16 protein-coding genes and 1 pseudogene are annotated in these 24,039 nt (G+C 52.9%); 10 read left to right on the top strand and 7 right to left on the bottom strand.

Going from position 1 to position 24,039, the window contains the following annotated elements; all coding sequences use genetic code 11:
* Positions 1 to 290: 290 nt before the first annotated feature.
* From ACKGJP_RS32580 to ACKGJP_RS32560, 5 genes are all read right to left on the bottom strand, one after another.
* Positions 291 to 1,592, bottom strand: a complete 1,302-nt coding sequence (locus ACKGJP_RS32580; protein ID WP_409342891.1) for an extracellular solute-binding protein — start codon at positions 1,590 to 1,592, stop codon at positions 291 to 293.
* Positions 1,593 to 1,729: 137 nt separating this feature from the next.
* Positions 1,730 to 2,716, bottom strand: a complete 987-nt coding sequence (locus ACKGJP_RS32575; protein WP_409342890.1) for a substrate-binding domain-containing protein — start codon at positions 2,714 to 2,716, stop codon at positions 1,730 to 1,732.
* 58 nt (positions 2,717 to 2,774) lie between these two features.
* Positions 2,775 to 4,607: a sensor histidine kinase gene (locus tag ACKGJP_RS32570; RefSeq protein ID WP_409342889.1), complete on the bottom strand. Its 1,833-nt coding sequence runs from the start codon at positions 4,605 to 4,607 to the stop codon at positions 2,775 to 2,777.
* 134 nt (positions 4,608 to 4,741) lie between these two features.
* Positions 4,742 to 6,376 carry a response regulator gene (locus ACKGJP_RS32565; protein ID WP_409342888.1) on the bottom strand — a complete coding sequence of 545 codons (1,635 nt, stop codon included), beginning with the start codon at positions 6,374 to 6,376 and terminating at the stop codon, positions 4,742 to 4,744.
* Between the two features lie 750 nt (positions 6,377 to 7,126).
* Entirely contained in the window at positions 7,127 to 7,759 is a 633-nt protein-coding gene (locus tag ACKGJP_RS32560; RefSeq protein WP_409342887.1) for an aminotransferase, read from the bottom strand.
* Positions 7,760 to 8,156: 397 nt separating this feature from the next.
* On the opposite strand from ACKGJP_RS32560, the gene ACKGJP_RS32555 reads away from it, so the two are divergent.
* The 9 genes from ACKGJP_RS32555 (at position 8,157) to ACKGJP_RS32515 (ending at position 17,483) form a co-directional block, all read left to right on the top strand.
* Entirely contained in the window at positions 8,157 to 8,447 is a 291-nt protein-coding gene (locus tag ACKGJP_RS32555; RefSeq protein WP_113035103.1) for a YerC/YecD family TrpR-related protein, read from the top strand.
* A gap of 321 nt (positions 8,448 to 8,768) precedes the next feature.
* Complete coding sequence (locus ACKGJP_RS32550; RefSeq protein WP_409342886.1) at positions 8,769 to 9,587, top strand: sirohydrochlorin chelatase; 819 nt, start codon at positions 8,769 to 8,771, stop codon at positions 9,585 to 9,587.
* A gap of 3 nt (positions 9,588 to 9,590) precedes the next feature.
* On the top strand, positions 9,591 to 10,520 hold the full coding sequence (locus ACKGJP_RS32545; protein ID WP_409342885.1) for a diacylglycerol kinase: 930 nt from the start codon (positions 9,591 to 9,593) through the stop codon (positions 10,518 to 10,520).
* On the top strand, positions 10,517 to 12,160 hold the full coding sequence (rlmD, locus tag ACKGJP_RS32540; RefSeq protein ID WP_409342884.1) for a 23S rRNA (uracil(1939)-C(5))-methyltransferase RlmD: 1,644 nt from the start codon (positions 10,517 to 10,519) through the stop codon (positions 12,158 to 12,160). The genes ACKGJP_RS32545 and rlmD overlap by 4 nt, the downstream gene beginning before the upstream one ends.
* Positions 12,161 to 12,483: 323 nt before the next feature.
* On the top strand, positions 12,484 to 13,854 hold the full coding sequence (locus ACKGJP_RS32535) for a hypothetical protein (protein ID WP_409342883.1): 1,371 nt from the start codon (positions 12,484 to 12,486) through the stop codon (positions 13,852 to 13,854).
* 296 nt (positions 13,855 to 14,150) lie between these two features.
* Complete coding sequence (locus ACKGJP_RS32530) at positions 14,151 to 14,720, top strand: DUF4256 domain-containing protein (RefSeq protein ID WP_409342882.1); 570 nt, start codon at positions 14,151 to 14,153, stop codon at positions 14,718 to 14,720.
* A 111-nt stretch (positions 14,721 to 14,831) separates the two neighbouring features.
* Complete coding sequence (locus tag ACKGJP_RS32525) at positions 14,832 to 15,641, top strand: DUF6597 domain-containing transcriptional factor (RefSeq protein WP_409342881.1); 810 nt, start codon at positions 14,832 to 14,834, stop codon at positions 15,639 to 15,641.
* On the top strand, positions 15,565 to 17,100 hold the full coding sequence (locus tag ACKGJP_RS32520) for an MFS transporter (RefSeq protein WP_409342880.1): 1,536 nt from the start codon (positions 15,565 to 15,567) through the stop codon (positions 17,098 to 17,100). Before ACKGJP_RS32525 ends, ACKGJP_RS32520 begins: the two co-directional genes overlap by 77 nt.
* A gap of 5 nt (positions 17,101 to 17,105) precedes the next feature.
* Positions 17,106 to 17,483, top strand: a complete 378-nt coding sequence (locus ACKGJP_RS32515; RefSeq protein ID WP_409342879.1) for a VOC family protein — start codon at positions 17,106 to 17,108, stop codon at positions 17,481 to 17,483.
* An 82-nt stretch (positions 17,484 to 17,565) separates the two neighbouring features.
* Here ACKGJP_RS32515 and ACKGJP_RS32510 read toward each other — a convergent pair.
* Both ACKGJP_RS32510 and ACKGJP_RS32505 read right to left on the bottom strand, forming a co-directional pair.
* Positions 17,566 to 17,857: pseudogene (locus ACKGJP_RS32510) on the bottom strand (transposase); the annotation flags it as partial.
* Between the two features lie 390 nt (positions 17,858 to 18,247).
* Positions 18,248 to 19,225, bottom strand: coding sequence for a LacI family DNA-binding transcriptional regulator (locus ACKGJP_RS32505; protein WP_409342878.1), 978 nt, complete (start codon positions 19,223 to 19,225; stop codon positions 18,248 to 18,250).
* Between the two features lie 558 nt (positions 19,226 to 19,783).
* Here ACKGJP_RS32505 and ACKGJP_RS32500 point away from each other — a divergent pair.
* Positions 19,784 to 23,860 carry a carbohydrate binding domain-containing protein gene (locus ACKGJP_RS32500; protein WP_409342877.1) on the top strand — a complete coding sequence of 1,359 codons (4,077 nt, stop codon included), beginning with the start codon at positions 19,784 to 19,786 and terminating at the stop codon, positions 23,858 to 23,860.
* Positions 23,861 to 24,039: the final 179 nt, after the last annotated feature.

The raw sequence follows: 24,039 nt of genomic DNA, 5'->3' as shown, positions 1-24,039 counted from the left end.
TGCTGTTTGAGCGATGTGGTCGGGGATAGCGGACTTTCGAGTGCATATGTTTTGTTCGAGCAATAGCGGATTTTCGAGTGCTTATATTACGGTAGTTTGTCACGTTCGAGCAATAGCGGATTTTGGGGGTGTTATTTCGCCATTTCCCTTAGAGGGCTGTTCCAAAACGGTCGAATAAGACCGCGAAAGTCCGCTATCCCGTCCGTTTTGTCCGCTTGGCCGAATATAACGCCTCGTAAATCCGCTAACATGACTGATGGACCCGTCAGTAAGGCAGCCGCAAGGCGGCCCTACTTGCCGCTCTTGCTGACCGCCACCTGCTGCAGCTGGTTGAGCGCTTCCGTCGGCGACATTTGACCGAGCAGTACCGCTTCGCCGAGCTTGCGAGTCGCGTCCATGACGGCAGGCCACGCTTCCTCGCGCAGCGGATAAAACTTGGCGACCTGGAGCTCGTCCATAAACGCCTTCATTTGCTTGCTCCGCGAAGATGCTTTATCGCCAACCGTTTTCGTCGCAGGGACAAAACCCTCCCGGGTTGTAAACTCCTCGTAGCGCGCATCGTCATAGAAGAAATCGAGAAACTTCGAGATCGCTTCCTTGTTCGTATGGTCGGTCTTGAACGACAGGAGCATATCGTGTACGCCGAACGAAATCGGCTTTTGCCCGTCCTTGACCGGGAGCGGCCCGACGCCGTATTTCAGCCCGGGAAACTCCCGCGGCACGACGGACGTGAAATAGTTACCGGATATCATCATCCCGAGCTTGCCGTTGCCGAGGATACGATGCTTTTCGTCGCGCGTCGTCACCGTCGGCTCCGGATCGGTCAGCCAGTTGTCGTACAGCTTTTTGAGAAAGGTGAGTCCTTCGATGTTTTCCGGCGAGTTGATCGCCCATTTGCCGTCCTTCATCCAACCGCCGCCCGCCCCGAAGAAAAAATACGATAAATACGCCTGGCTCTCGTTGTCCGTCAAGTCGACGCCGAAGCCGTCCGCTTTCTTCGTGTATTTGATCCGCTGCGCGGCGGTTTCCAGCTCCAGCCACGTTGCCGGCGGCTCGGTCAGCCCGGCTTCGTCGAAAATATCTTTGTTGTAGTACAAATTGCGTACGGAAGCGACGTACGGTATCGCATACTGCACCCCGTTCAGATTGTCCGTTTCCATGAAGAACGGGTACAGCTTCGCTTTCAGCTGCGGCGATAGCATGCCGTTCATATCGTTCAGCATGCCATCCTTCGTATATTGAATGTACGTGTTCACCGTGAGCAGATCGGGCGGCTGGTTTTTGCTGATCATCGAGTTGTACATCATTTCGAGAATGTCCCAGTTGATTACCTGAAGCTCGACGCGGATGTCCGGATACTGGCTTTCGAATTCCCGCACCAGCTTCTCCATATAAGGCTTCGTCGCCGTGCTGTATTCGGCTGCGACGAATTTGATCAGCGCTTTGTTGCCGGTGCCGCTCGGACTAGGCGCGGGGGCCGCGCCGCCGAAGCAAGCCGTCGTCAGCAGAGACAGCGGCAAGGTCAGCGTCAGCGTCAGCACAGGCGCGAAGCGGGCAGCGGCTCGGCGCGTTGAAGGTCGATGGCGATTCAAGCGGCATGTCTCCTTTCTTTTGTAGGGTAGGGGAGGATGGATATAAGAGACGGTAAAGGCTTCTAAATAGCCGGATTTACAAAAAAGCGAACAAATAGAAGACGCTGGAGACTTCTAATCAATATACAATCGGCAGGCTACTCCACGAACGGGAACAGCAGCTTCTGGTTTTCCGGCGCGTACATGTTCGCTTTCGTGATGACGATGGAGTCGATGCTGACTTTGGCGGGCGTTCTGTCGCCGTTGATGAGCTGCACCGCGGTTTTGACGCCTAAATAGCCGAGGTTAAAAGGCTTCTGCACGATTGTCGCGCGAATCGCGTTCTCCTCGAGCAGCATGATTTCGTAGATGGAGCTGTCGAAGCCGACCAGCTTCACCGTGTCCGTCATGTTTCGCTCCTTGAGCCACTTGGCGGCGCCAAGCGTTGCCGCTTCGTTCAGCGCGACGATGCCGTTCAAGTCCGGCATTGTCTCTAGCAGCTGCCGCGTAGCCTCGTACGCCCGTTCCTCGCTGCCCTCGCTGGAGAAGGTGCCGGCGTGTGCGAGCTGCGGATAGGCGGCAAGCGCCTTCAGCACGCCTTGCTCGCGATCGTCCGCATCGGCCGAGCCGCGGGCGGAGCCGATGACCGCTACCTTGCCGCGTCCTCCGATCGCAGCGCCAATCGCGTCCCCGGCCTTCCTGCCGGCTTCGACGTTGTCGTGGGCGATCAGGCTTTGCGCGCTCCCCATGCCCGAGTCGATCGCGACGAGCGGGATGCCCGCCTTGCGAATGCGCGCCGTAACCGGGGCGAGCTTCTCGTCGTCCGCTGCGGCAAGAACGATGGCCCGCGGTCTTTCCTCGATCGCCTTCTCCAGAATGCGGATCTGCTCGTCGGCTGCCGCCTCGGAGACGGGGCCGCGGATGTCCGTCTTGACGTCGAATTCCAGCGCTGCGGCTTTAACGCCTGCGCCGACGGTCTTCCAAAACTCCGTTAGAATGTCGTTCGTTTTGAGGACGACGATGATCGTGTCCCGCTTGGAGTCCGGGGGAGCCGCCGTTCCCGCCGGCTGCAGCGCATACCAGGCGAGCGCGCCGGCGGCTGCCAGCAGGACGGGCAGCAGCAGCTTTTTTTTGCCGATACGCATCCGTTTCAGGCTCCTTTCCGTGAGCGGCATATCTTCATAGCTTGCCGCAAAATAGTGGCTACTCGTTTACCGGGATAACGATCGTAACCGTCGTGCCGACGCCGGGCTCGCTCTCGAAAGCGATGCCGTAATCGTGGCCGAAGTACAGCTTGATCCGCTCGTTGACGTTGGCGATGCCGAGGCCTTTGGCGCCGGGGGAGCCGCTCAGCGGCCAGTTTTTCGCCTCCGCTCCCTCAGCGTTCGCACTGGCGGCGATCACCGGCCGCAGCAGCTGCGCGACCTTGTCCGGCATCATGCCCATGCCGTTGTCGGTCACCGTGAAGACGATGCGGTCGCCCTCGCGCCGCCCCGTAATCGTAAGGAGGCCGGCGTCCTCCATGTTTTTGATGCCGTGATAGATCGCATTCTCGACGAACGGCTGGAGGATGATTTTGATCGTCTTGCAGGGCATAATGTCCGGCGCGATATAGATCTGGTAGTCGAGCCGGTCCTTGTAGCGCATTTTCTGGATGAGCAGATAGTTCGTGATGTGGTCGATTTCGACGCGGATCGGCACCAGCTCGTCGTCCTTGTTGATGCTGGAGCGGAACAGCTTCGCGAGCGCAGACGTCATGAGCACGACCTCCTCATGCTTCTTGCCCTCGGCCATCCAGATGATCGAATCGAGCGTATTGTACAGAAAATGCGGATTGATCTGCGCCTGCAGCACCTTCAGCTCGTTCTTCCGCTTGCTCTCCTCCGTCGAAATGATGCGCTCCATCAGCTCCTTCGTCTGGCTCACCATGATGTTGAAGGCGCGGCTGAGCTGGCCGATCTCGTTCTCGTGCTCGATGTCGGCGCGAATGTTGAAGTTGCCGCGTTCCACCTGCTTCATATTTTCCTGCAGCTTCCGGATCGGCCGCGTCAGGCGAAGCGAGATTGCGATCGACAGCAGCAGCGTGATCGCGAGTCCGAACACGCCAAGCAGCAGGTAGGACAGCTGAAGGGTGTCCTTGTTGTCGAGCAGCTCGTTCGTGTAGGCGACGCCGACGATTTTCCAGCCAAAGTCGGTATCGAGCACCGAGTACATCCGTTCGCCGTCCCCGTCGCTGGCGGTGAAGCTGCTGTTGCTCGTCTTTTTGACCTGCTCGATCTGCTCGCTCTTGAGGTTGCTGTAAATGAGCTGCTGCTGCGGGTGGTAGACGATGTTGCCGTCCTTGTCCACGATGAACACGTAGCCCCGCTTGCCGGGCTGGATCTGTTTGCAAATTTCGTCGATGACGCTCAGGTTCAGGTCGACGAGAAAAATGCCTTCCCCGTTCAGTCCGTCCGCGCTCTTCAGCTCCCGGCTCAGCGAGACGACCCAGCGGTATTCGTTTTGGATAATATTCTGCACGTGGGCGGAGCTGATGACCGACTTGCCGCCTTCCTGCTTGGCGTTCCTGTACCAAGCCTGCTCCTCCAGCTTCGTATTCGGGTTCAGGCTCGTAATGCGGCGGTCCGAAACGAAACGGCCGTTGTAACCGAACACCATGATCGAGGCGATGTCCTTGCGCGTCAGCAGGATCGATTGGAACAAGTCCGAAATCCGCTTCTCGTATGGCCGCCGGTCGGCATCGCTAATGAAGCTGGAGTCCGAAATGTAATATTTCACGTCCTTATTGGTTAACGCCAATAGCGAAATATTTTCCATGTTGGTGATGTACGATTGAATGTTGACGTTGACCTGCTTGATCAGCTCGCCGATGTACGACGCGGAATTGCGTTTCACCGCATCGGTCGTGAGGGAGTAGTAGATGAGGCTCGTCAGCCCGAGCGAACAGAGGATGAGGGCGGAGAAGGCCACGAATATGCTGGACTGTATGCTTTTGAATTTGAAAAAGGGAAACGCGAGCTCGCGTCCGTATCTCATGCCGTCCTCCTCCGTTATGTCCAAAAGTCACCTGATGATCGCTGTACTTGCTAGATGCGGTATCGACATCGAATGTTGTCTCGTTTCGAACAATCTTCTCGCTCCCGATAAGCCGGCTTTCTGATTGCGCAGGTTTACGCCTTCTCCCGCAGCAGCTTGTCGCGGTATTCGGTGGGCGAGGCGCCGCAGTGCTTTTTGAACAACACGCTAAAATAATTCGGATCCGCATACCCGACCTGCGCCGCGATTTCGTAAGACTTGAGGGGCGTATGCTGGAGCAGCTCCTTGGCCTTGAGCATGCGGGTGCGCGTCACGTACTCGACGAACGTCTCGCCGGTGTGCTGCTTGAACACCGCGCAGAAATAGCTCGCGCTCATCCCGACGTGGCGGCACAGCTGCTGAAGCGACAGCTCCTCATCCTTGTAATGCTCGCCGATGTAGGCGGTCGCCTGCAGCAGCTGCAGCTTCGTGTAGTCGCTCCGCTGCTCGGACATGTAGCGCACCGCCTTGCCGCATACGTCCTTCAGCCAGCCTTCGAGCTCGTCCAGCGTTTTGAACCGGTAAATATCCGTCAGGGCAATCCCGTGCTCCGTGAAAAAAGCCAGCTCGTTGCCGCCCAGCTCCTGAATCGTATTCATGAGCGCGACGACTGCCTTCTGGATGTGCAAATAGCACGCCTCCAGCGGAAGCATCGACGTCTTCAGCTCGGCGAGCAGCTGCCCGATCAGCGCATGGACGTCCTGCAGCGTACCCGTCTTGATGCCGGAGGACAGCTTGCGGCTCCATTCGGTGCCGGCGCCCGGCTGAGCGGTATGCTTGCCCTCCATGTCGAGGATGCTGATGACGCGGTTCTTGCCGAGCAGGAACCGGTAATCGAGCGCGGCGACGGCGCTCCGGTACGACTGAGGCAGTTGCTCCGGTCCGGCGGCAGCCCGTCCGACGCCGGCCGTGACCGTGAAGCGGAGATACTTCTCGATGCTGTGGCGCACCTCTTCAGCTAGCGCGTAAGCGGTTTCGTAAAGCGCGTCGTCGGTCCGTCCGGCCAGCACGATAACCATCCGCTCCTCGCGCGTGCGGAAGGCGATGCCGCCGTCTTCGCCGAGCATTTCGCGCAGAACCTCCTGCAAAATGTTAAAGCCGGCAAAACGCAGCATCTCGATATCCGTATCCGTCGAGGCGGGCTGCCGCATCCCGAAATCGTCGATGTCCACGACGAGCGCCAGACAGCCGCCGGGCGCAAGCGCAGGCAGCCGGAAATACGAAAGCCGCTCGCGAATTTCCTCCTCCGGCAGAGCCGTCGTGACGAGCCGCTCGAGAAAGCGTTCCTTCAGCAGCGGCAAGCTCTCGTTCAACTGAAGCTGCAGCCGGGTTAAATCTTCGCGGTTGTGCGTTTCTTCGTCGAGCTCGAGCTTCAGCTTGTCCAGCAGCGTACGCAGCTCGTTTGCCGTAATCGGCTTCAGGATGAAGTCGTAGGCCTTCAGCCGCAGCGCTTGCTGGGCATAGTCGAAATCGTCGTGGCCGGTCAAAATGATCACCTTGATGAACGGGTACCGGCCTTGGATATGGCGGGTCAGCTCCAGCCCGTCCATCTGGGGCATGCAGATGTCGGACAGGACGATGTCCGGCTTGTCCCGCTCGATCGCCTCCAGCGCCTCGCGTCCGTTGGCGTAATCCCCGGTCAGCTTGAAGCCATGCTCGGCCCAGGAGATCCGTTCTTTAATGCCCTCGCGGACGATCGCTTCGTCGTCTACGACCATGATTTTGTACATTCGGCTCCGCCACCTCTATAGTCGGTTCGATAACATGTATGCGATTACATAAAAGGGTTGCTTTTAGAATCAAACCACTTCAATAGTCTGCTCCGATTCCGGTATCTGTCCAGCCCATCTGTCCAGCCCTCCGCCCCGAAGGGAGCGCAAGATGGCATGTGCCAAAGTACTAGGATAGGCTGTACGGTGGGCTATCGGTCCAAGTGGTTGCAACAGTAGGGGAATGGGCCGTGCAAAAGCCTTCGCCATGACGGGATTTCAAATGCAAAAAACCATAATTTATGGGAAAAACAGGCGGTTTTTGTGATTTGTATTTCTCATTATATAGGGATGCGAAGCGATTGCCTACCTGTTATTCATTGGAGTCTTATGCACAGGGGAAAAAAATCGCATCAAGTCCGCGGCGTGTTTTTACCTTGGCAAGGCGGCTTTTATCCAGTTCACCCAGCTTTCGCAGGCATTACGTAGCGGGTTGTGAACAATCCGTGGATAAGTTTTGTTGATTTGTGGATAAGTCAGATTGTCATGTGGACAACCCTGTGTATAAATAGCCGAATCCGCTCGATCATCCACAGGCGGCGAACGGCTCCCGAATGAATGAAAAGTGGGGATACCGCGGTTGGCGGAATGGTGGGCTCCTTCCGGTACCTCTGTCGTTTCTTCGAAGGATGCCAAGGATGCCCGCCATTCCTGCAGCCAATGGTTTCTGTTGTACATGGATGGCATAAGACGGCGCCCCAACAGCCGGGGTTACCGTCTTAAAGGGGTGGATTTGCCGGAGCGCCCGCTACCTTTTCTGCGCTTGCCGCCGCTTGAAGACGTCCGTCTGCGTTTCCGTCTGCGACGTCTCGGCAGTCCGGATTCGTCGTCGGCTTTGGCTGTTGCGGCCTTGCCGCCGAGACCGCCAAGGCCGCCTACGAGCAGCTTCAGCATCGGCGAAACCTGCTGAATGCCTTGAAACACCTTCTGCACTTTGCCGATCGTGCCGACGATGCCGTCGATGCCGCCGACCCGGTCGAGCAGCCCTTTGATCTGGTTCATGTTGAAGCCCGATCCGGAAGCGGCTTCCGCTACGTCCGCCAAAGCGCCGGGAGCTGAAGAACTGCCGGGTACCATCGCATGCGGGGAGAAGAGCGCAGGCGAGTTTGAAGGGAAGCCGCCGCCTGACGGACCGCCCTGGAAGCCTCCGGCAAAACCGTTGCCGAACGTGCCGCCGCTAGTATTGCCGCCGAAGAAGCCTCCGTTACCTTGAGGACGGACGTCAAACTGCTGCGGCTGCGGGTAGCCGAACAGATTATCGCCGCCGTAATACGGCTGCTGCTGTTGCTGTACGTATGCCTGCGGCGGATGGGCGTTCGTTTGCGGCTGCTGTTTTGGTGCCATGGGACTCACATCCTTTTTCCATTGTGTAAGCATGTATGAATTAGCTGTTCAAAGCCCGCGTGGAGAGAGCGCCGTGATGCTGCCGCGGTCCTCTGAGCAGGAGGCGCACGCATGCTTCTCTATCGCTTTCCGCTGCCGGAATGCCGCTTGGGAACAGCGGAAAGCAGCAAGCTTGATGCTTGACTTCACTTTGCGGGGTATTTTTAATATAATTTATGTGTTAGTCTATAGGTTGGATTGGACGCATGTCACGGTTATCGGGATTTTCGTGGAGATTTGGTTTAGCCCGCTAACGCATGAAAATTTCACAGTTATGCTTACGTAAAGCAGGGATTTGCTCCGCGCATGTCGAAATCATACAACCAAACAAAGGACGTACGGTCAGGGGTTGAGAAAAATGCAGCTTAAGAAGTTAAACGATAAAGCGATCGACCAATTGTTCGAATCCATATTGACGCTAAAGAGCGTCGAGGAATGCTACGTATTCTTCGACGACTTGTGCACCGTAAATGAAATTCAGTCGTTGTCCCAGCGTCTGGAGGTTGCGCGCATGCTCCGCAAGGGATGCACATACAACCAGATCGAAGCGGAAACCGGCGCCAGCACGGCGACGATCTCCCGGGTCAAACGCTGCTTGAACTACGGCAACGACGGCTACAAGCTCGCGCTTGAGCGATTGAACCGTTAGTCCCCGCCGAACGCAAGCGTCGGCTTGCCGCACCTGCGGAACCGCCACGACACACAACTGTCAAACGGATCCGAGCGACCTGCCGACGCAGCGCCGCTGTTGCAAGATCCGCATAATACGGCGAACCTTCCGGAATCCGGTCCCCGCCTGTCACGAAATCCTCCTCCGCCAGCCGGGGAAGGATTTTGTCGTTCAATTGACTTTCGACCTCTGTTTCGATAGCATGAAAAATATAGGTTTCCGGATTGCCGAACGAGCGATCCGCGATTTTGGCGCGTCGATTTCCGGCGCTTGTATTCCGTTACAGAACAGGAGCGTACCATGTCCGACCATTCGTCTTCGTCTACCTTCTTCGGCGTCCTCGTCATCAGCCACGGCTCGCGCAGCGCGGACTGGGTCAGGCTCGTCGACGAGGCCGTCGCCGCGGTGCGGGTGTCGGACGGCGTGCCCGTCTATGCCTCCTACCTGGAGCTCGTCGAAGGGCGGCTCATCCAGGACGGCATTACCGCGCTGGAGGAGCAGGGCGTCACGGACATTGCGGTCGTCCCGCTGTTCCTATCCTCGGGCAGCACCCATCTCGACGAAATCCGCTATGCATTAGGCTTGCAAGCGGAGCCGAAGCTCCCGACGGAGCTGGAGCTTTTCCGCGTCCATGCGCGGCTTCACTGGGGATGGCCGATCGACGACGATCCGGACACGGCCTCCTTGTTATATACGAACCTTGCTGCGCTATCGGTGAATCCTGCTTCCGAAACCGTAATCATTGTCGGTCACGGCAGCGAAGAACCGGGCTTTCATGAGAGATGGCAGCAAGGGCTGAGCCTGCTGGCCGAGCGTCTTCGCACGCTGGGCGGGTTCGGCGAGGTCACGACAGCGATGCTGCTGCCCGACCAAGTCAAGCGGCGGATGGAGCGGCTGCACAAAGAGAAGCCGAAAGATGCGGTCATTATCGCGCCTTTTTTTCTGAGCGAAGGATACTTTACGCGTCATGTCATACCGTCCCGGTTACAGGGATTCGATTACCGATATAACGGCAGGGCGCTGCTGCCTAGTCCGCTAGTCTCCCGGTGGATGGAGAAGCAGATTACGGCACTCTTGACATCGGCGGGCGCGCCCAATTACGAACGGACAGGTGATTAAGGAATGGCCAAACGAGCAAGACTGATATACAACCCGACCTCCGGGCGGGAGGAGATGAAAAGGCGGCTGCACGACATCCTGCAGCGGCTCGAACGCGGCGGGCTCGAAACGTCGACCCACGCGACCATCGGCGAAGGCGACGCCACGCTAGCGGCTGCCGACGCCGTCGAACGCGGCTTCGATCTCGTCATCGCCGCCGGAGGGGACGGCACGCTGTACGAGGTCATCAACGGTATGGCGGAGAAATCGCATCGTCCGCCGCTCGGCTTGCTGCCGCTCGGAACGACCAACGATTTTGCCCGCGCCATGGCCATTCCCCGCAACTGGGAAGCGGCTTGCGACCTCATCGTGAAGGGCTATACGCGCCCGATCGACCTCGGCAAAGTGAATCAGCGCTATTTTATCAACATTGCGGGCGGGGGCTCGCTTACCGAGCTGACCTACGAAGTGCCGAGCAAGCTGAAGACCGTTCTCGGCCAGCTGGCCTATTATATGAAGGGGCTCGAGAAGCTGCCACGCTTGCGGCCGATCGACCTGTACATCAAGTCCAAGGACCACGACCTGCACGAAGAGGTCATGATCTTCCTGATCGCGAACAGCAACTCCGTAGGCGGCTTCGAGAAGCTCGCACCCGACGCCAGCATCGACGACGGCTTGTTCGACGTCTTCATTTTGAAGAAGTGCAACCTCGTCGAGCTCATCCGCGTCGTCTCCGCTGCGCTGCGCGGCGAACATCTGAACGACCCGAACATCATACATTTTAAGACCGACCATATCCAGGTGACGTCGCCGGATTACGTCCAAATCAATCTCGACGGCGAGTTCGGCGGTACGCTGCCCTGCGTCTTCTCCGTGCTCCCGTCGCATCTCAACATTATCGTGGACGAGTCCGGCAACTCCACCTACCGCAGCAAAAATGGAGTGATCCGATGAATAAGCAGCATAGAGGGAATGGGCAAGGACAGGGACAAGAGCGAAAGCTGAATAGCCAAGGGCGACGTGCGGACAGCCGGGCTGGCGGAAACGCAGCAGGTTCCCGTCGAAGCGGTCAAGGCAAGACTGCTGCCGCAGCAGGTGCGCAGCGCGGAAGAAGCACTCAGGCGCCGGCAGCCGTCGCGGAAAGACCCGACCTGCCGGTCGAGAAGAACGGCGAGTATGTAGCGGACATTATCGGATTAGGTCATGACGGAGAAGGGGTAGGCCGTGTGAACGGCTTTACCCTTTTTGTACATGGAGCACTCCCCGGCGAGAAAGCCCGGGTTAAAGTGCTCAAGCTGAAGAAGCAGTTCGGCTACGCCAAGCTGCTCGAAATATTGGAAGCGAGCCCGGATCGCGTCGAGCCGCCTTGCACGATCTATAAGCAATGCGGCGGCTGTCAGCTGCAGCATCTGAGTTACGAGGCGCAGCTGCGAGTCAAAAGGCAGACCGTCGTGGATAGTCTGGAGCGGATTGGGAAGTTGGCGGTGGTGCCGGTAGCAGGCGTTGATTCGGAGGAGCCTACCGATCTTGCATCCGCACCTGAGCGTAGTGCGAGCCAAAATTCGGGCATCGTCGTACATCCGACGCTGGGCATGAAGGATCCGTGGCGGTACCGCAACAAGGCGCAAGTCCCGATCGGCCAAGAAGAAGGCGGCCTCATCGGCGGCTTCTACGCGCAGGGCAGCCACCGCATCGTCGATATGGATGCGTGTCTCATTCAGCACGAGCAGACCGACACCGTCGTCCGCGAAGTCAAGCGCATCGCGCATTCGCTCGGCATCACCGCGTACGACGAGGAGAGCCACCAAGGGCTGCTACGCCACGTCGTCGTCAAGATCGGCTTCCGCACCGGCGACATCATGGTCGTTCTGATCACGAACGGAAACCGCATCCCAAGCACGGAAGTGCTAATCGAACGCATTCGCGAAGCGATCCCGGCCGTACGCAGCATCTGCCATAACGTCAACACCCAGCGTACGAATGTCATTTTCGGCGACAAAACCCGCGTGTTGTGGGGCCAAGAGGTCATCCATGACTACATCGGCGACGTGCAATTCGCGATCTCCGCGCGCTCTTTCTACCAGGTGAACCCGGTCCAAACCGAGGTGCTTTACGGCAAAGCCCTCGAATACGCCGGCCTCACCGGCAGCGAAACGGTCATCGACGCCTATTGCGGCATCGGCACCATTTCGCTTTTCCTCGCGCGCCATGCGAGCCACGTCTACGGCGTCGAGATCGTCGCCGAAGCCATCGCCGACGCTCGCGCCAACGCGGAGCTGAACGGGCTTGGCAACGTGACCTTCGCCGTCGGCAAGGCCGAGGAAGTGATCCCGGCTTGGCGGGAGGAAGGGATTAAGCCGGACGTCGTCGTAGTCGACCCGCCGCGCAAAGGGTGCGACGAGGTGCTGTTGGAAACGCTGCTTGCTATGCAGCCGGAGAAGATCGTGTACGTCTCGTGTAACCCGGCGACGTTGGCGAGGGATTTAAGGGTGCTGGAGGATGGCGGGTATTCCACCGTCGAAGTTCAGCCGGTGGATATGTTTCCTTGGACGGTGCATGTGGAGTGCTGCTCACTGTTGGTCAGGAAAGACTGATAGTTGAGGTGTATTGGCGTATACAGCAATGGAGCGGGAGAAGTCCCGCTTCTTTTTTTACTATTTTTTCAAAAAAGAGCAGCTGTAGGCTGTAGCTTCTGTTGTACCCTCTACATTGTCGCTAGTGAAAAAGCTATTACTACTTTGCCAAAGTTAATGCTGAGCTCCACAAACGCTCTCACGTTTCAAAGAGAGAGTCCGAGAGCAAGTCTGCTTTCACGTTATTTGGAGCTCTTGTTAACCTTTTGGAACCGCCGTATGCGGACCCGCATGAGGACATAATAAATAATCGACTAATGATTGATTTTGGAGTGTGATTATAAATGGCGCGACAGCCTGATTTGAACGAAGTATTGAGCGGATTGTCCAAAGAAAAATTGATTCGTATTATCATCAAAATCGCCGAACGGGATGAAATGTTTAAAAACAGCCTCCTGTTGGAATACGTCAAAGCCGATTATTCTCAGCAGATTCGGTCATGCAAGAAGCTGATCGATTCTATTGTGAAAAAATATGTTGGACGAGAAGGCTTCATTTCCTATAGAGAAACTTATAGTTTTGCAAAGGATATGCTTGCCTTGCTGGAGAACACAAACGAAGCGCAGGATGAAACATTTGCACTGGAAATTTCCTTGCTGGTGCTGGAAGAGGGAGTAGCGGCGTTTCAGTATGCGGATGATTCGGATGGTAATATCGGCTGGCTGGTGGAAGAAGCTTTGGAGTGTATTCGGGAAATTGCCGGCAGCTTGGATCGACAGGATGTCCCTGCAAGGGAACGCTTTTTTAATCGGTTGTTGACGATGAGCAAAAGCGGGACGTTCGATGGTTGGGAGGATTTCCGAATTACATTGCTTGATATATGTGCCGAATTTGCGGATGCGGTAAACCTCAGAGAACAATTGAAGGCGTCGATTGACAACCAAATCGCTTCCACTGGCTATAACGAGCAACAAAAATATGCAAACGAATCGCTGCTCAAGATTTTATTCCAGCTCATCCAGAGCTACGAATCGAATGAGGAGGCAGAGCGGTTTGTGCAGAAGCATCTTCATTTCACTTTTTTCAGAGAGCGGGCAATTGAGAAGAGCATGGGAAGTAAGGATTACCGCCACGTTATCGAATTATCTGAAGAAGGAGAACGGCAGGACAAGCAGCTTCCCGGTCTAGTTGCCAAGTGGAAAAGAATGAGGTATGAAGCCTATAAAAACCTTTCTCTCAAGCAGGAGCAGGGGCTGCTGGCCAAAGAACTTTTGCTGGGCGGTGGTTATGGTTATTATCATGATTTGGAGTCTTTGTTTGATGGGGACAAAGAAAAGTTTTACCGGAGCATCATTGCAGAGCTGAAGAAGGCTGCAAATTGGAGCGCCCAAGAAGTCTATCTAAAGCTTATTTCGGACAAAAATGATTTGGAAGAAATGATGGCTTATGTAAAGGCCAACCCTTCGGCGATAGAAGAGTATGCTTTGCGATTAATAGCGGACTATCGGGCGGAAGTTGAACAGATCTACAGCAGTCATATCTATCACGCTGCTGAAGTATCTTCAAATCGAAAAGAGTATCAACGCGTATGCGCCATGCTTAAACGCTATAAACAGATTGCCGGCCAAGTGAGCCAGGGCGAAATTATCCATCGATTAGAGGCGCAATATAACAAGCGGCCTGCCTTTCTCGATGAACTGACGAGGCTTAAGTAAGGGGTCTACTGCGGCCTCTTTTTTTGGATCAATGTCTATTCTAAATAGCTTTCCATTTCCATACTTCTGCATATTTTATCATATAGAATGCTATAATGATAACAACAAGTAAGGGGATTTAGAGTTATAAAGATACATGGATCGTTCTGTAATTATTGGGATAAATGCAAGTGTATGGAGTAGTGTATATTAGATGGAAGTATGAAACAGAGGCAAGAAAATAATAGATGGTTAACACATGTGGAGTGCTGTGTGTCGCTCACTAGGAAGCAGCATATTTGAAAGGAGAAATAAACATGACAATCAGCAATAAAGAGGAGTTATCGCCGGAACAACGTGATGGACTACTCCAAACATTGAAAGCCCGTTTTGAGAAAAACATGAACCGCCATCAAGGTCTTGAATGGGCTAACGTACAAGCAAAGCTCGAAGCTCAGACTGAAAAACTGTGGTCGCTCCATGAAATGGAGAGAACCGGCGGCGAACCGGATGTTGTTGATCATGACAATAAGACGGGCGAATACATTTTTTGCGATTGTTCTGCGGAAAGTCCTAAAGGTCGCAGAAGTATTTGTTACGACCGGGAAGCGCTCGAGTCCAGGAAAGAACATAAACCGGAAACTAGCGCTATTGATATGGCAGCTGCCATGGGCATTGAGCTTTTAACGGAAGAACAATACCGCGAGCTGCAGAAACTTGGAAACTTCGATTTGAAAACGTCGAGCTGGGTGATAACACCCGCTAGTATTAGAAAACTCGGCGGGGCCCTCTTTTGCGATCGTCGCTACGACACTGTTTTCGTGTACCACAATGGAGCAGAATCCTACTATGGTGCAAGAGGGTTCCGCGGCTCGCTAAGGGTCTAAATACTGGCGGGAGCCGGCGATATAGGTGTCGAATGAAACAGGCAGCGGGAAGTATGGGCATAATCCAAGATGAAGCCTGAGTCGATTTTGAAGTTGGAGGTATTATATAAAATGATGCAACGATACCGCCCACTGCAACCGCCCGGACTTCAGCGCGGTGTGCTCACTACAGGCTTCAGCTATCGGGAATATGCGCCCAGCGTGAAACTGGCTGCGCATATTGCCTGTTATTGGACAATCGATTCCCATGCATCCGTAGTGAACCGGATCATACCTGACGGCTGTGTGGACATTATTATCGACCGATATTTCCCCTCTGTCCGGAAGGCCGCATTTATTGAAGGCTTGATGTCCCGGTATGAGGTAATGAGCCTTTCGGAGCCGCAATCTCTATTTGGCGTCCGTTTTTATCCGGAGATGGCGCAGCTCCTGCTAAAATGTCCAGTCGCCGCTATTAACGGTCATCGTGTCTTTCTGGAGGAAGTTTGGGGAGCCAAAGCGCTGGAGATGGTTGAAGGGATTCTGTCTGCATCAACCGAAAGGGATATGATCGACGCCGCAGAACGCACATTCCTTCGCTTGCTATCCAATAACGACGATCCCTCGGATCGGATGCTGCATGCTGGCATGCAGGTTCTGTATGCCAGCAAAGGGACTATTTCCATGTCGGCGCTGGCGGACAAGCTGAGTTTCAGCGAACGTCACATCAGGAGAACCTTCGACCGTGAGCTAGGTTTAAGCCCGAAGGAAATCGCAGGCATTGTCAAATTTCAAAACATGCTGCAGGAGCTGCACAGTAGCGCAACTTACAGTTTAACCTCTATTGCGATGAAATACGGCTATTATGATCAATCGCATTTCATTAAGAGCTTCAAGCGCTTTTACGGCTTATTGCCTACACAACTGTCGAAAACGGACTGAACAAGTCCGTTTTTTACTATTTATCCTTAGCGAAAAAAGCTATATTGTTCATGGAATCCAAGGAAGGGGGGCTTTCATGACAATATCCGCAAACCAAGCCGAGCAAAAGGAGGAGGGGATCAGCCGCATTATTCCCTGGCTCCTTTATGTGATCTTTTTTTCCGTTTTGAATGAAACGGTATTCAATGTGTCTACACCGAATATTTCGGAGCAGTTTCACTTGCTGTCCTCGCAGGTCAGTTGGGTCGTGACTATTTTTATTATCTTTTTTGGCATTGGTTCGATTATGTTCGGCAAGCTCAGTGATTTATATAGTCCGAAGCTTCTCATGACAATCGGAATCGCCGTGTACGCCGGGAGCTCCGTGCTCGGTTTTATGTTCCATTCTCATTACCCCGACGTGATTATATCTCGTGCCGTGCAGGGTTTAGGAGCTTCTGCCATACCGGCCATCAACAACACAATCATCACCCGTTATTTTACCGCCACTGGGCGCAAGAAAATGTTCGGTCTGGTTACGTCGGCATTCTCCTTCGGCGTTGCGGCGGGTCCGGTGCTGGGGGGATATATAACCGGAAGGCTGCACTGGGCTTATCTATTTCTGATCCCGGTTGTAACCTTGGCGGCGATTCCTTTCTTTATGAGATTTTTGCCTGAAGAGAGGCCGAGATCGGGAAGGTTCGACTTGCAAGGCGCTCTGCTTGTCTGTGTGACGATTACGTTCCTCATGCTTTTTTTGACTCAGTTGCATGCGATTTACCTTGTTGTTTGTCTTGCTTCGGGTGTTTGGCTTGCGATTCACAATCGGTCGCATGAGGCCCCTTTTGTCCAGACGGCGATTTTCAAAACCCAGATGTACGGCATCGGCTTAGTTATCGGCTTTCTAACGTTTAGTGCGATGATGACGATGATGTTTCTGGTGCCGCTCATGCTGTCCCAATTGTTCGATTTACGTTCTGAGTCCATCGGGCTGGTCATGTTTCCCGGCGCGATCTGTGCAGCGGTTTGCGGGAAATTTTCGGGCGATATCATCGTGATGAAGGGAGATCGTTATGTCACCTTCCTCGGCTTGGGGCTGACGGCGCTCGGCTTCTCCCTGATCTGGATTTTCATCGGTCAACCGTTCTGGTACATCGCGGTAGCGCTGGCGGTCATCAATATCGGGTACGCATTCACACAGACTTCGATTACTGAAAGTGTATCCTCGACGCTGCGCGAAGATCGGATTGGGATTGGCATGGGACTTTTCAGTTTAAGCCTGTTCATTGCACAGGCGCTCAGCACGGCGGCGGCAGCCAAACTATTGGATGTTTCCTTCCTCGATTTTGCGTTGCATCCGTTTGCGACAGGAAAACAATCTTATTTGTATGCGAATTTATCGCTGCTGCTTTTGGTAGTCATCGCATGTAGTTCGCTTTTGTACTTTGTATTCTCACGAAGAATGAAAAACAGGAGATGATAACAATGGGTATCAAGCTGGATTTGGTCGGCATTGTGACGAAGGATATGAAGAAGGCGCTAGATTTTTATCGTTTGCTCGGTCTCGAAATTCCGGAAAGTGCGAACAGCAATGTGCATGTAGATGTTCAGCAAGGCGGTTTCCGCCTAGCCTTCGATGCGCAGGAAGTCATTGCGGATGTGTACGGCGGCTGGGAGGAGCCTTCCGGACATCGAGTTGAGCTTGCCTTTCTGTGCGATAGCCGCGATGCGGTAGACGAGCTTTACGCGAGAATTACGGAGCATGGCCACTGCGGTCACCGCGAGCCCTGGGACGCCGTTTGGGGACAGCGATACGCTATCGTGAAAGACCCTGACGGCAACCTGATCAGTTTGTTCGCCTAAACGATTCATGGGTTGACGGAAATAAGAAAGAGGGGCGGCATACCCCTCTTATTTTATTTGGCCTAAAGCAGGTTATATTAACTCAACTTTCGCAGCTTGAAATTGGCAGATAAGCCTTGATGTAATTGGGCAAAGCTGAGATCCATTGTTGGACTTGACGCCGAATCAGAACCGAAAGTTTTTTCCCTGCTTGTGTGGCGACTTCATTGATCAAATCGAGCAGTTGTTTGCAAAGCAAGTGCCCAATCGAGCGTTCCAACTTCGTCGCACAACAAATAAAACAAACCGCCGAACGAGCGAGCGTCCGTGCTTTGCCGGTGCTGCTAGGCGAGCAGAATGTAACGCGAAAAGACAATGGTCGTGTGGCTCAACATCCGTTTGGAGAATGTGCCACATTTACCGAAGCAGTTAAAGAATCAGATGTTGAATCAGGCAGTATGAACAGCATCCTGCCCCTTCAACTGAACGCCTAATGATTTGACTCCGTTCTTGATTGAAATTTGATACTTCTCAATAGAAAAATTTGCAACTTATTGCATGTTTTAAGACTGTTGTTCTTGTGCCGCCAGGCGACCAACTACGCAGCGAAGCTGCAGATCGTATACTGGTAGTTTTTCCGAAAGCGCCTCTTATGCATCCTAGTTCGTTACAAGGGTTCTGAACCCCATTTGACCGGATCACCACGATCCTGGAGTGAAAAAAGCGTTTCCCGGCAAGGGAGAACGCTTTTTTCTTTGCAATGAACCGACGAACCAGCCATAAGGCTATGGACGAGGAGCGGTTGTGCCTCCGGGAAACAACTCATATTCCGTGATGCATTCGTACAAAGTTTCCGTCTGGCTTCGCTGGATAATGTCGATCAACCGCGTCACGGGAAGCTCTTTTTGAGTGCCGCTCATGAGCATGGTCGTCAGTTGGGGTACGCTAAATTTGACGAGCTCCGTGTATTCGTGACCGATCAGGCTGATTTCGCCGGGTACGTCGATTCCCAGGCGCTTCAAGCCTTGCAGGACCCCGAACTGGATGATGGTGTTTGTGCAATAGGCGGCCGTGTACCCGATATTCAACTCGTGCAGCCGGTTGCACAAGTCGTCCCCATCCTCATCCTTCCCGGCCTGGATCAACGATTTGTCCAGTTCAATGCCGGCATCTTGAAGTGCCGCCGTGTAGCCGGCCAACTCCTTTTTAATGATCAGCAAGCCGAGGCTGCCCGAGAAAAACGCGATTCTCCGGTGCCCGAGCTCGATCAGATGCTTGACCGCATCGTACGCCACTTTTTTGTAGTCGGACGTGACAACATGGATATCGGTCCGGTCCGTGCACACGTGATAGAGGTGGGGGACCTTCGTCTCCTCCAGGATGCTGATCACGGTGTCGTCCAGCACCCCCGAGACCAGAATGCCGGCCGTGTCCTTGCTTTTGGCCAACTCTTTCAACCGCCTGTGATCTTGAGGATTCGGCTTGATGCTCATGAAAACCAGTGAATAACCGAAACGAGCCGCCGTTTCTTCCGCGACCTTGAGTAGCTGGAAATAACGGGGGTCGTTCGAGTTTCGGCTGTAGAACACATAACAAATTTTAGGTATGACGTCCGAATCCTTGTATCCCATATCCTTGGCGACTTTCAAAATAAGCTGCCTTGTTTTCTCGGAAACCGTACAGTTCGGAGCGTTATTCAGCACGAGGGAGACGGCTGTGCGAGAGATGCCGACATGATCGGCAATGTCTTTTTGGGTAACCATACTTCAACCTTCCGTTCTTTATGAAAGATTAATAAACTTGTTTATGTTCCTTCTTTATTATCGGTGATGAGGGCGACAGAGTCAACGGCTGCCATAAAAAACGAGTGATATCAACGAACTCGCAGCACGGAATCGGAACGAAAAAGGAGGGGATAAAAAAATTATCGACTATTTTTCGACAGTGCTTTTCAAATAAATATAACATATGTTACTAACACTTCATAAGAAATCGATTACCGAATACATGTAAGCGCTTGTATTTGGGCATTTTTTACTATATTCTTGATTTGACCGACTTGTTTTGGTAGAAAAAATAAACTATGTTATGAAATCCATTGTTGAAATGCGTCGCAAGACGATTTCATATTAAACTCACATTTATGGAGGGGTTAACCGTGAACAAAAGGGACTTTTGGTGATGGTCACGATGCTAGCGCTTACACTGGCCGGCTGCTCGACATCCAAGGATGGCGACAAGCCGAGCGGTACGACGGGAACAGGCACGGGGGCAAGCCCAACGGCGCCGAAAAACGCGATCGGAATGAAAGGGAGGAAAATATGTTTAAATGTCGATGGATTAATACGTTTGTGTTTTCGTTTGCCGCTTTCATTGTTTTTCAATTATTGTCGATCGTCCACTCGCATTCAGCAATAGGGCAGTCGGAAAACAATTTGATTCTGAACACAGGATTTGAAGAAGTGAACAACGGGGCTCCCTCCCATTGGAAAGCTTATCAAGGATGGGGCAGTGCGAATGGACTGACGATTCAGGTAACGCCGGAAGCTGCGCGAACTGGGAACAATGGGGTTGTCATTCAGAACGATGTGAACTCGGGCGGACCATTTGTATCGCAAATTGTTCCGGTCGAAGAACTGGCTACATATGAATTTTCATACTGGATGAAGAGGGAGAGCATCCTAGGCCGGGGCCTTGGCATGAAGGTGGAATTTTATAACTCGGAAGTACCCGGGCTAGATTCTTGGGTGTTTGGGGTAAATGGACCTAAAATTGACAAAGCGTCTGATGGATGGGAGAAGTACAGTTACCGGGTTCAGATTCCATTAGGGACCAAAGTGGCCCAAGTCTATTTGCGGCTGTATGACGGAGGAAAAGTATATCTGGATGATGCGGCAGTAGAGATGATCGCACCGCGCCCGGAGATTTCGCTGACTACGAATCATATGTTCTATTATCCGGATATTGCTTCAGGTAAAGTCATTGTTGGAGTGCAACCTCGCAATGGAGTTTATGCTGACAAAACCGTACATTTACGCATCGTGAAGGAAGATGATGGTGAAGTATTGAAGGAATTTGCCGTAATAAATGCAACTTCCCGGCAGGAAATTACATTTGATCCGCGCATAATGCAACTAGAAGTACCGTATCGGATCGAGGCAGTGCTGGCGGGTCAGGGCGGTGTGGTATTGGAACAAGCCGAAGCCCCAATTTATAAATGGGAGCGCCCTGAAAATATGACGGTAGACGGAAAAATATTAGTTGATGGAGAACCTTTTTTTCCGGTTATTGCCTATCATGTAAACACGCCAGATTATCCATTTATGCATGAAATTGGCGTAAATACGGTACAAGGATTTAACACTGACAGTGAGGAAACGGTTCAACTCAGACTTGATGCCGCGCTAGCCAATGGATTGAAAGTGTTGTATCCGATTTATTACGATTCGGCTGACGGGCTGCGGCTCGATATCATTGAACGGCTCGTTACGAAATTCAAAGATCATCCGGCGCTGCTCGGTTGGATGCTGAAGGATGAACCGAGGAATAATGGCGCAGAACTGAGTGATCTGGTTGGTGGATACAAGCTTATACGTACGTTGGATCGAAAGAACCCGGTGTATATGGTTACAGATGACTTAACCGAGTATTACAATTACACGCGATCGACCGATATTGTGGCAATCGATCCTTATCCGTTGCCCGGGCATCCGATTACAATGGTAGGCAACAATGTACGGACGGCATATAGTGTTGCGCATGACGGCAAACCCGTATGGACGATCCTTCAGGCGTTCACGATTCCGAACAGCTATCCGTACTTGCCGAATATAACGGAAGTGCGCAACATGGCGTATCAAGCGATTCTTGCGGGTTCGAACGGGCTGGGGTACTATTCAGTCAATGATCCGGGCTGGAAAATGATCGGTTCGGAGCTGTGGCCAGGGCTGAAACAATTCAAGAGCGAGCTTGCTTTAGTCGATCAACTTATGAATATGGATAAAGCAGGCGGCCACCAGGAGAATGGCTTGAATTGGGGTTCTTGGAAGGATCAGAACGGAGAACTGTATGTTATTGTTCTTAATGAAACGAAGCAAACGCAATCCTTCTCTATCCCATTGGATATTTATGGTTACCGTTCTGAATTATTATTTGGCGGGCCTTCCTTCTCCGAAAATTCCATGCTGAATAAGTTGGAAGGTTCACTCGGTGTTTATGAAAGTCGAGTATACAAGATAACGTCTTATGCTGTTATGATGGAACAGGCAATGACTTTGCTGGAATCCGGTAAGACGCTGTCCGAACATCAGCATTGGTTGATGGAATTACAAGCAACGAGCAATCGTCTGGCTGTGATCGCGGAACAATTGGCAGTGGATAATCCTGATCTGCCTGAAGTGACGGCTATTGCGAGCAAAGCTTCCAGGCAACTGCTGAATTTGCAGGATTGGGTTGCGACACGTGGCTCGTCCGAGCAGGGAACCGAAGAGATGCTGTCTCTTGTCTCGCAAGTAACCAGTCTGATAAGCCATATAACAAACTCGTTCTCGGATATACGGATCCAGTTATCTCCACAAAAATGGGTGTTCGGCGAAACAGCCAACATCGATCTGGCTCTTGCCAATATTTCGGGAAAACATTTGCAACAAGCTAACCTGACCATCCGCTTGCCAGACTTTGCAGGAGGAACGGAAGAGATCGTTCAAAACCTTGGGAAATTAGAAAGCGGCGATACTTATCACTGGAACAAAACGATTACGCTTCCTATGATCGCTGAGCCGGGGGCTTACATGGTAAGCGCTGAATTGAGCTACAAGTTGGAAGGTGTTTCCCGGACTGCTTCCCAATCATTGGCGATAGAAGCTGCCCGCTTGTTGGAAGGAAAATTTGACAAGGCGAGCATGCTGGTCAACAAAGCTGGCACATATCCGATAGAGCTTAAACTGAAAAATCAGTCAGACACTCCGATTGAAGTTGAACTGAACGTAGCCGACAATGCTGATGTCGCATTGGAGTTGCCGGACTCTATCCAATTGGCAGCACATGCGGAACAGACGGTAAAAGGCAATATAGTGATAGCCCCGACGGTTAGCGAGGGTGATTATACGCTCGCCGTGCAACCAAAAGTGGGAGATACTTTGTACGCATTAATCGAGCTTCCGATAACTGTTAATTACAATATGATCCGTAACAACGGATTCGAGACGGACCTGTCGGTCGAATGGAACAACCGTTCCGGCATTTGGGACAATAGTGCAGCACACGGTGGTAATTATTCCGTTCGTCTGGATCCGGACAGCAGCAATACCTTTAATGTAGTCAACTCCAAAACGGCAATTCCCGTTACAAGCGGCAAAGTGTACACGCTGCGCGGATGGGTGAAGAATGAAGCAACACAGGGCACGGTGGCGATCGGCGTTAGGTTGATCAATGCCGCCGGCGGAACGGCGGGTTATTTGTGGCAATACGCAGAACCCGGCACGGATTGGACGCAAGCTGAACTGAATTTTGTTATCCCAGCAGATGTCAGATCGGTCGCCGTATATTTGCGGATGTATGAGGATGCGAACGGCAGCGCTTGGTTCGACGATCTCTATCTGGCCGAGAGCAAGATCACCGTCCCTTTATTTGCGCCTGGCTATCCGAAACTTGGCGTCAGAACGGCTACGACTGCGGATGTCAAGGTGCAAACCGACCGCGATGGTACCGTCTACTATGTTGTGCTGGATCCCGGAACTGCTGAGCCCAGCGCCATGCAAGTGAAGATGGGGCATAATGCGGCTGGTGAACCGTTGAGTGCTCAAAAGAGCGGGTCTGTGCCGATACAGGCAAATACAGAAGCGATGCTCACCCTTCAGCAACTGACAGCTTCAGCCAGCTTTGAAGTGTACCTTGTTGCGGAAGATGCAGGCGGGAGTTTGCAGTTATCGGCTGCTAGATTACCGGTGCCGGCTGCGAAACGCAATCTGATCGTCAACCCCGGATTTGAGCTGGAACTGTCGAATGGGTGGAACTATCGCGCCGGTGCATGGGACAGCGACGTAGCACAGAGCGGCAACTATTCTGTACGTCTGGACCCGGATAGCAGCAATACCTTTAACGTCGTCAACTCTAAAACGGCCATGGCTGTTACAAGCGGAAAAACGTATATGTTGCGCGGATGGGTGAAGAATGAAGCGACGCAAGGCACGGTAGCGGTAGGTTTAAGGTTGATCAATGCTTCCGGAGGAACAGTGGAATATATATGGAGAGAAGTGGAGCCTGGAACGGATTGGTCAGAATATGAATTGACTTTTACTGCCTCCACGGATGTCAGATCGGTGGCCGTATACCTGAAGCTGCATGAAGATGCGAACGCCAGTGCCTGGTTCGACGATTTGTACTTAGCTGAAGGTTAACGGAGTTACCCCTCAGCCCAGTCTTGCATATTAACTCACTTTCCCAAGAAAATGGCAACCGTCTGACCGAAATGAACTTTATGAATGCTGCGTTTCATTAAGAGTTTAACAAGAAAAGGGACTTCCAACAATGGAGGTCCCTTTATGTTGTTGTATCGGAGTTCGTAGATCGAACAGTG

The sequence above is a fragment of the Paenibacillus litoralis genome, assembly GCF_046244365.1.
GTDB lineage: Bacteria > Bacillota > Bacilli > Paenibacillales > NBRC-103111 > Paenibacillus_V.
The sequence above is the reverse complement of the archived record's forward strand: the minus strand, read 5'-3'. Positions and strand labels throughout refer to the sequence as shown.

Excerpts from the sequence above, each read along its gene's own strand:
- ACKGJP_RS32575 (WP_409342890.1), bottom strand. The coding sequence starts at position 2,716 with ATGCGTATCGGCAAAAAAAAGCTGCTGCTGCCCGTCCTGCTGGCAGCC.
- ACKGJP_RS32570 (WP_409342889.1), bottom strand. The coding sequence starts at position 4,607 with ATGAGATACGGACGCGAGCTCGCGTTTCCCTTTTTCAAATTCAAAAGC.
- ACKGJP_RS32565 (WP_409342888.1), bottom strand. The coding sequence starts at position 6,376 with ATGTACAAAATCATGGTCGTAGACGACGAAGCGATCGTCCGCGAGGGC.
- ACKGJP_RS32560 (WP_409342887.1), bottom strand. The coding sequence starts at position 7,759 with ATGGCACCAAAACAGCAGCCGCAAACGAACGCCCATCCGCCGCAGGCA.
- ACKGJP_RS32555 (WP_113035103.1), top strand. The coding sequence starts at position 8,157 with ATGCAGCTTAAGAAGTTAAACGATAAAGCGATCGACCAATTGTTCGAA.
- ACKGJP_RS32550 (WP_409342886.1), top strand. The coding sequence starts at position 8,769 with ATGTCCGACCATTCGTCTTCGTCTACCTTCTTCGGCGTCCTCGTCATC.
- ACKGJP_RS32545 (WP_409342885.1), top strand. The coding sequence starts at position 9,591 with ATGGCCAAACGAGCAAGACTGATATACAACCCGACCTCCGGGCGGGAG.
- rlmD (WP_409342884.1), top strand. The coding sequence starts at position 10,517 with ATGAATAAGCAGCATAGAGGGAATGGGCAAGGACAGGGACAAGAGCGA.
- ACKGJP_RS32535 (WP_409342883.1), top strand. The coding sequence starts at position 12,484 with ATGGCGCGACAGCCTGATTTGAACGAAGTATTGAGCGGATTGTCCAAA.
- ACKGJP_RS32530 (WP_409342882.1), top strand. The coding sequence starts at position 14,151 with ATGACAATCAGCAATAAAGAGGAGTTATCGCCGGAACAACGTGATGGA.
- ACKGJP_RS32525 (WP_409342881.1), top strand. The coding sequence starts at position 14,832 with ATGATGCAACGATACCGCCCACTGCAACCGCCCGGACTTCAGCGCGGT.
- ACKGJP_RS32520 (WP_409342880.1), top strand. The coding sequence starts at position 15,565 with ATGATCAATCGCATTTCATTAAGAGCTTCAAGCGCTTTTACGGCTTAT.
- ACKGJP_RS32515 (WP_409342879.1), top strand. The coding sequence starts at position 17,106 with ATGGGTATCAAGCTGGATTTGGTCGGCATTGTGACGAAGGATATGAAG.
- ACKGJP_RS32505 (WP_409342878.1), bottom strand. The coding sequence starts at position 19,225 with ATGGTTACCCAAAAAGACATTGCCGATCATGTCGGCATCTCTCGCACA.
- ACKGJP_RS32500 (WP_409342877.1), top strand. The coding sequence starts at position 19,784 with ATGTTTAAATGTCGATGGATTAATACGTTTGTGTTTTCGTTTGCCGCT.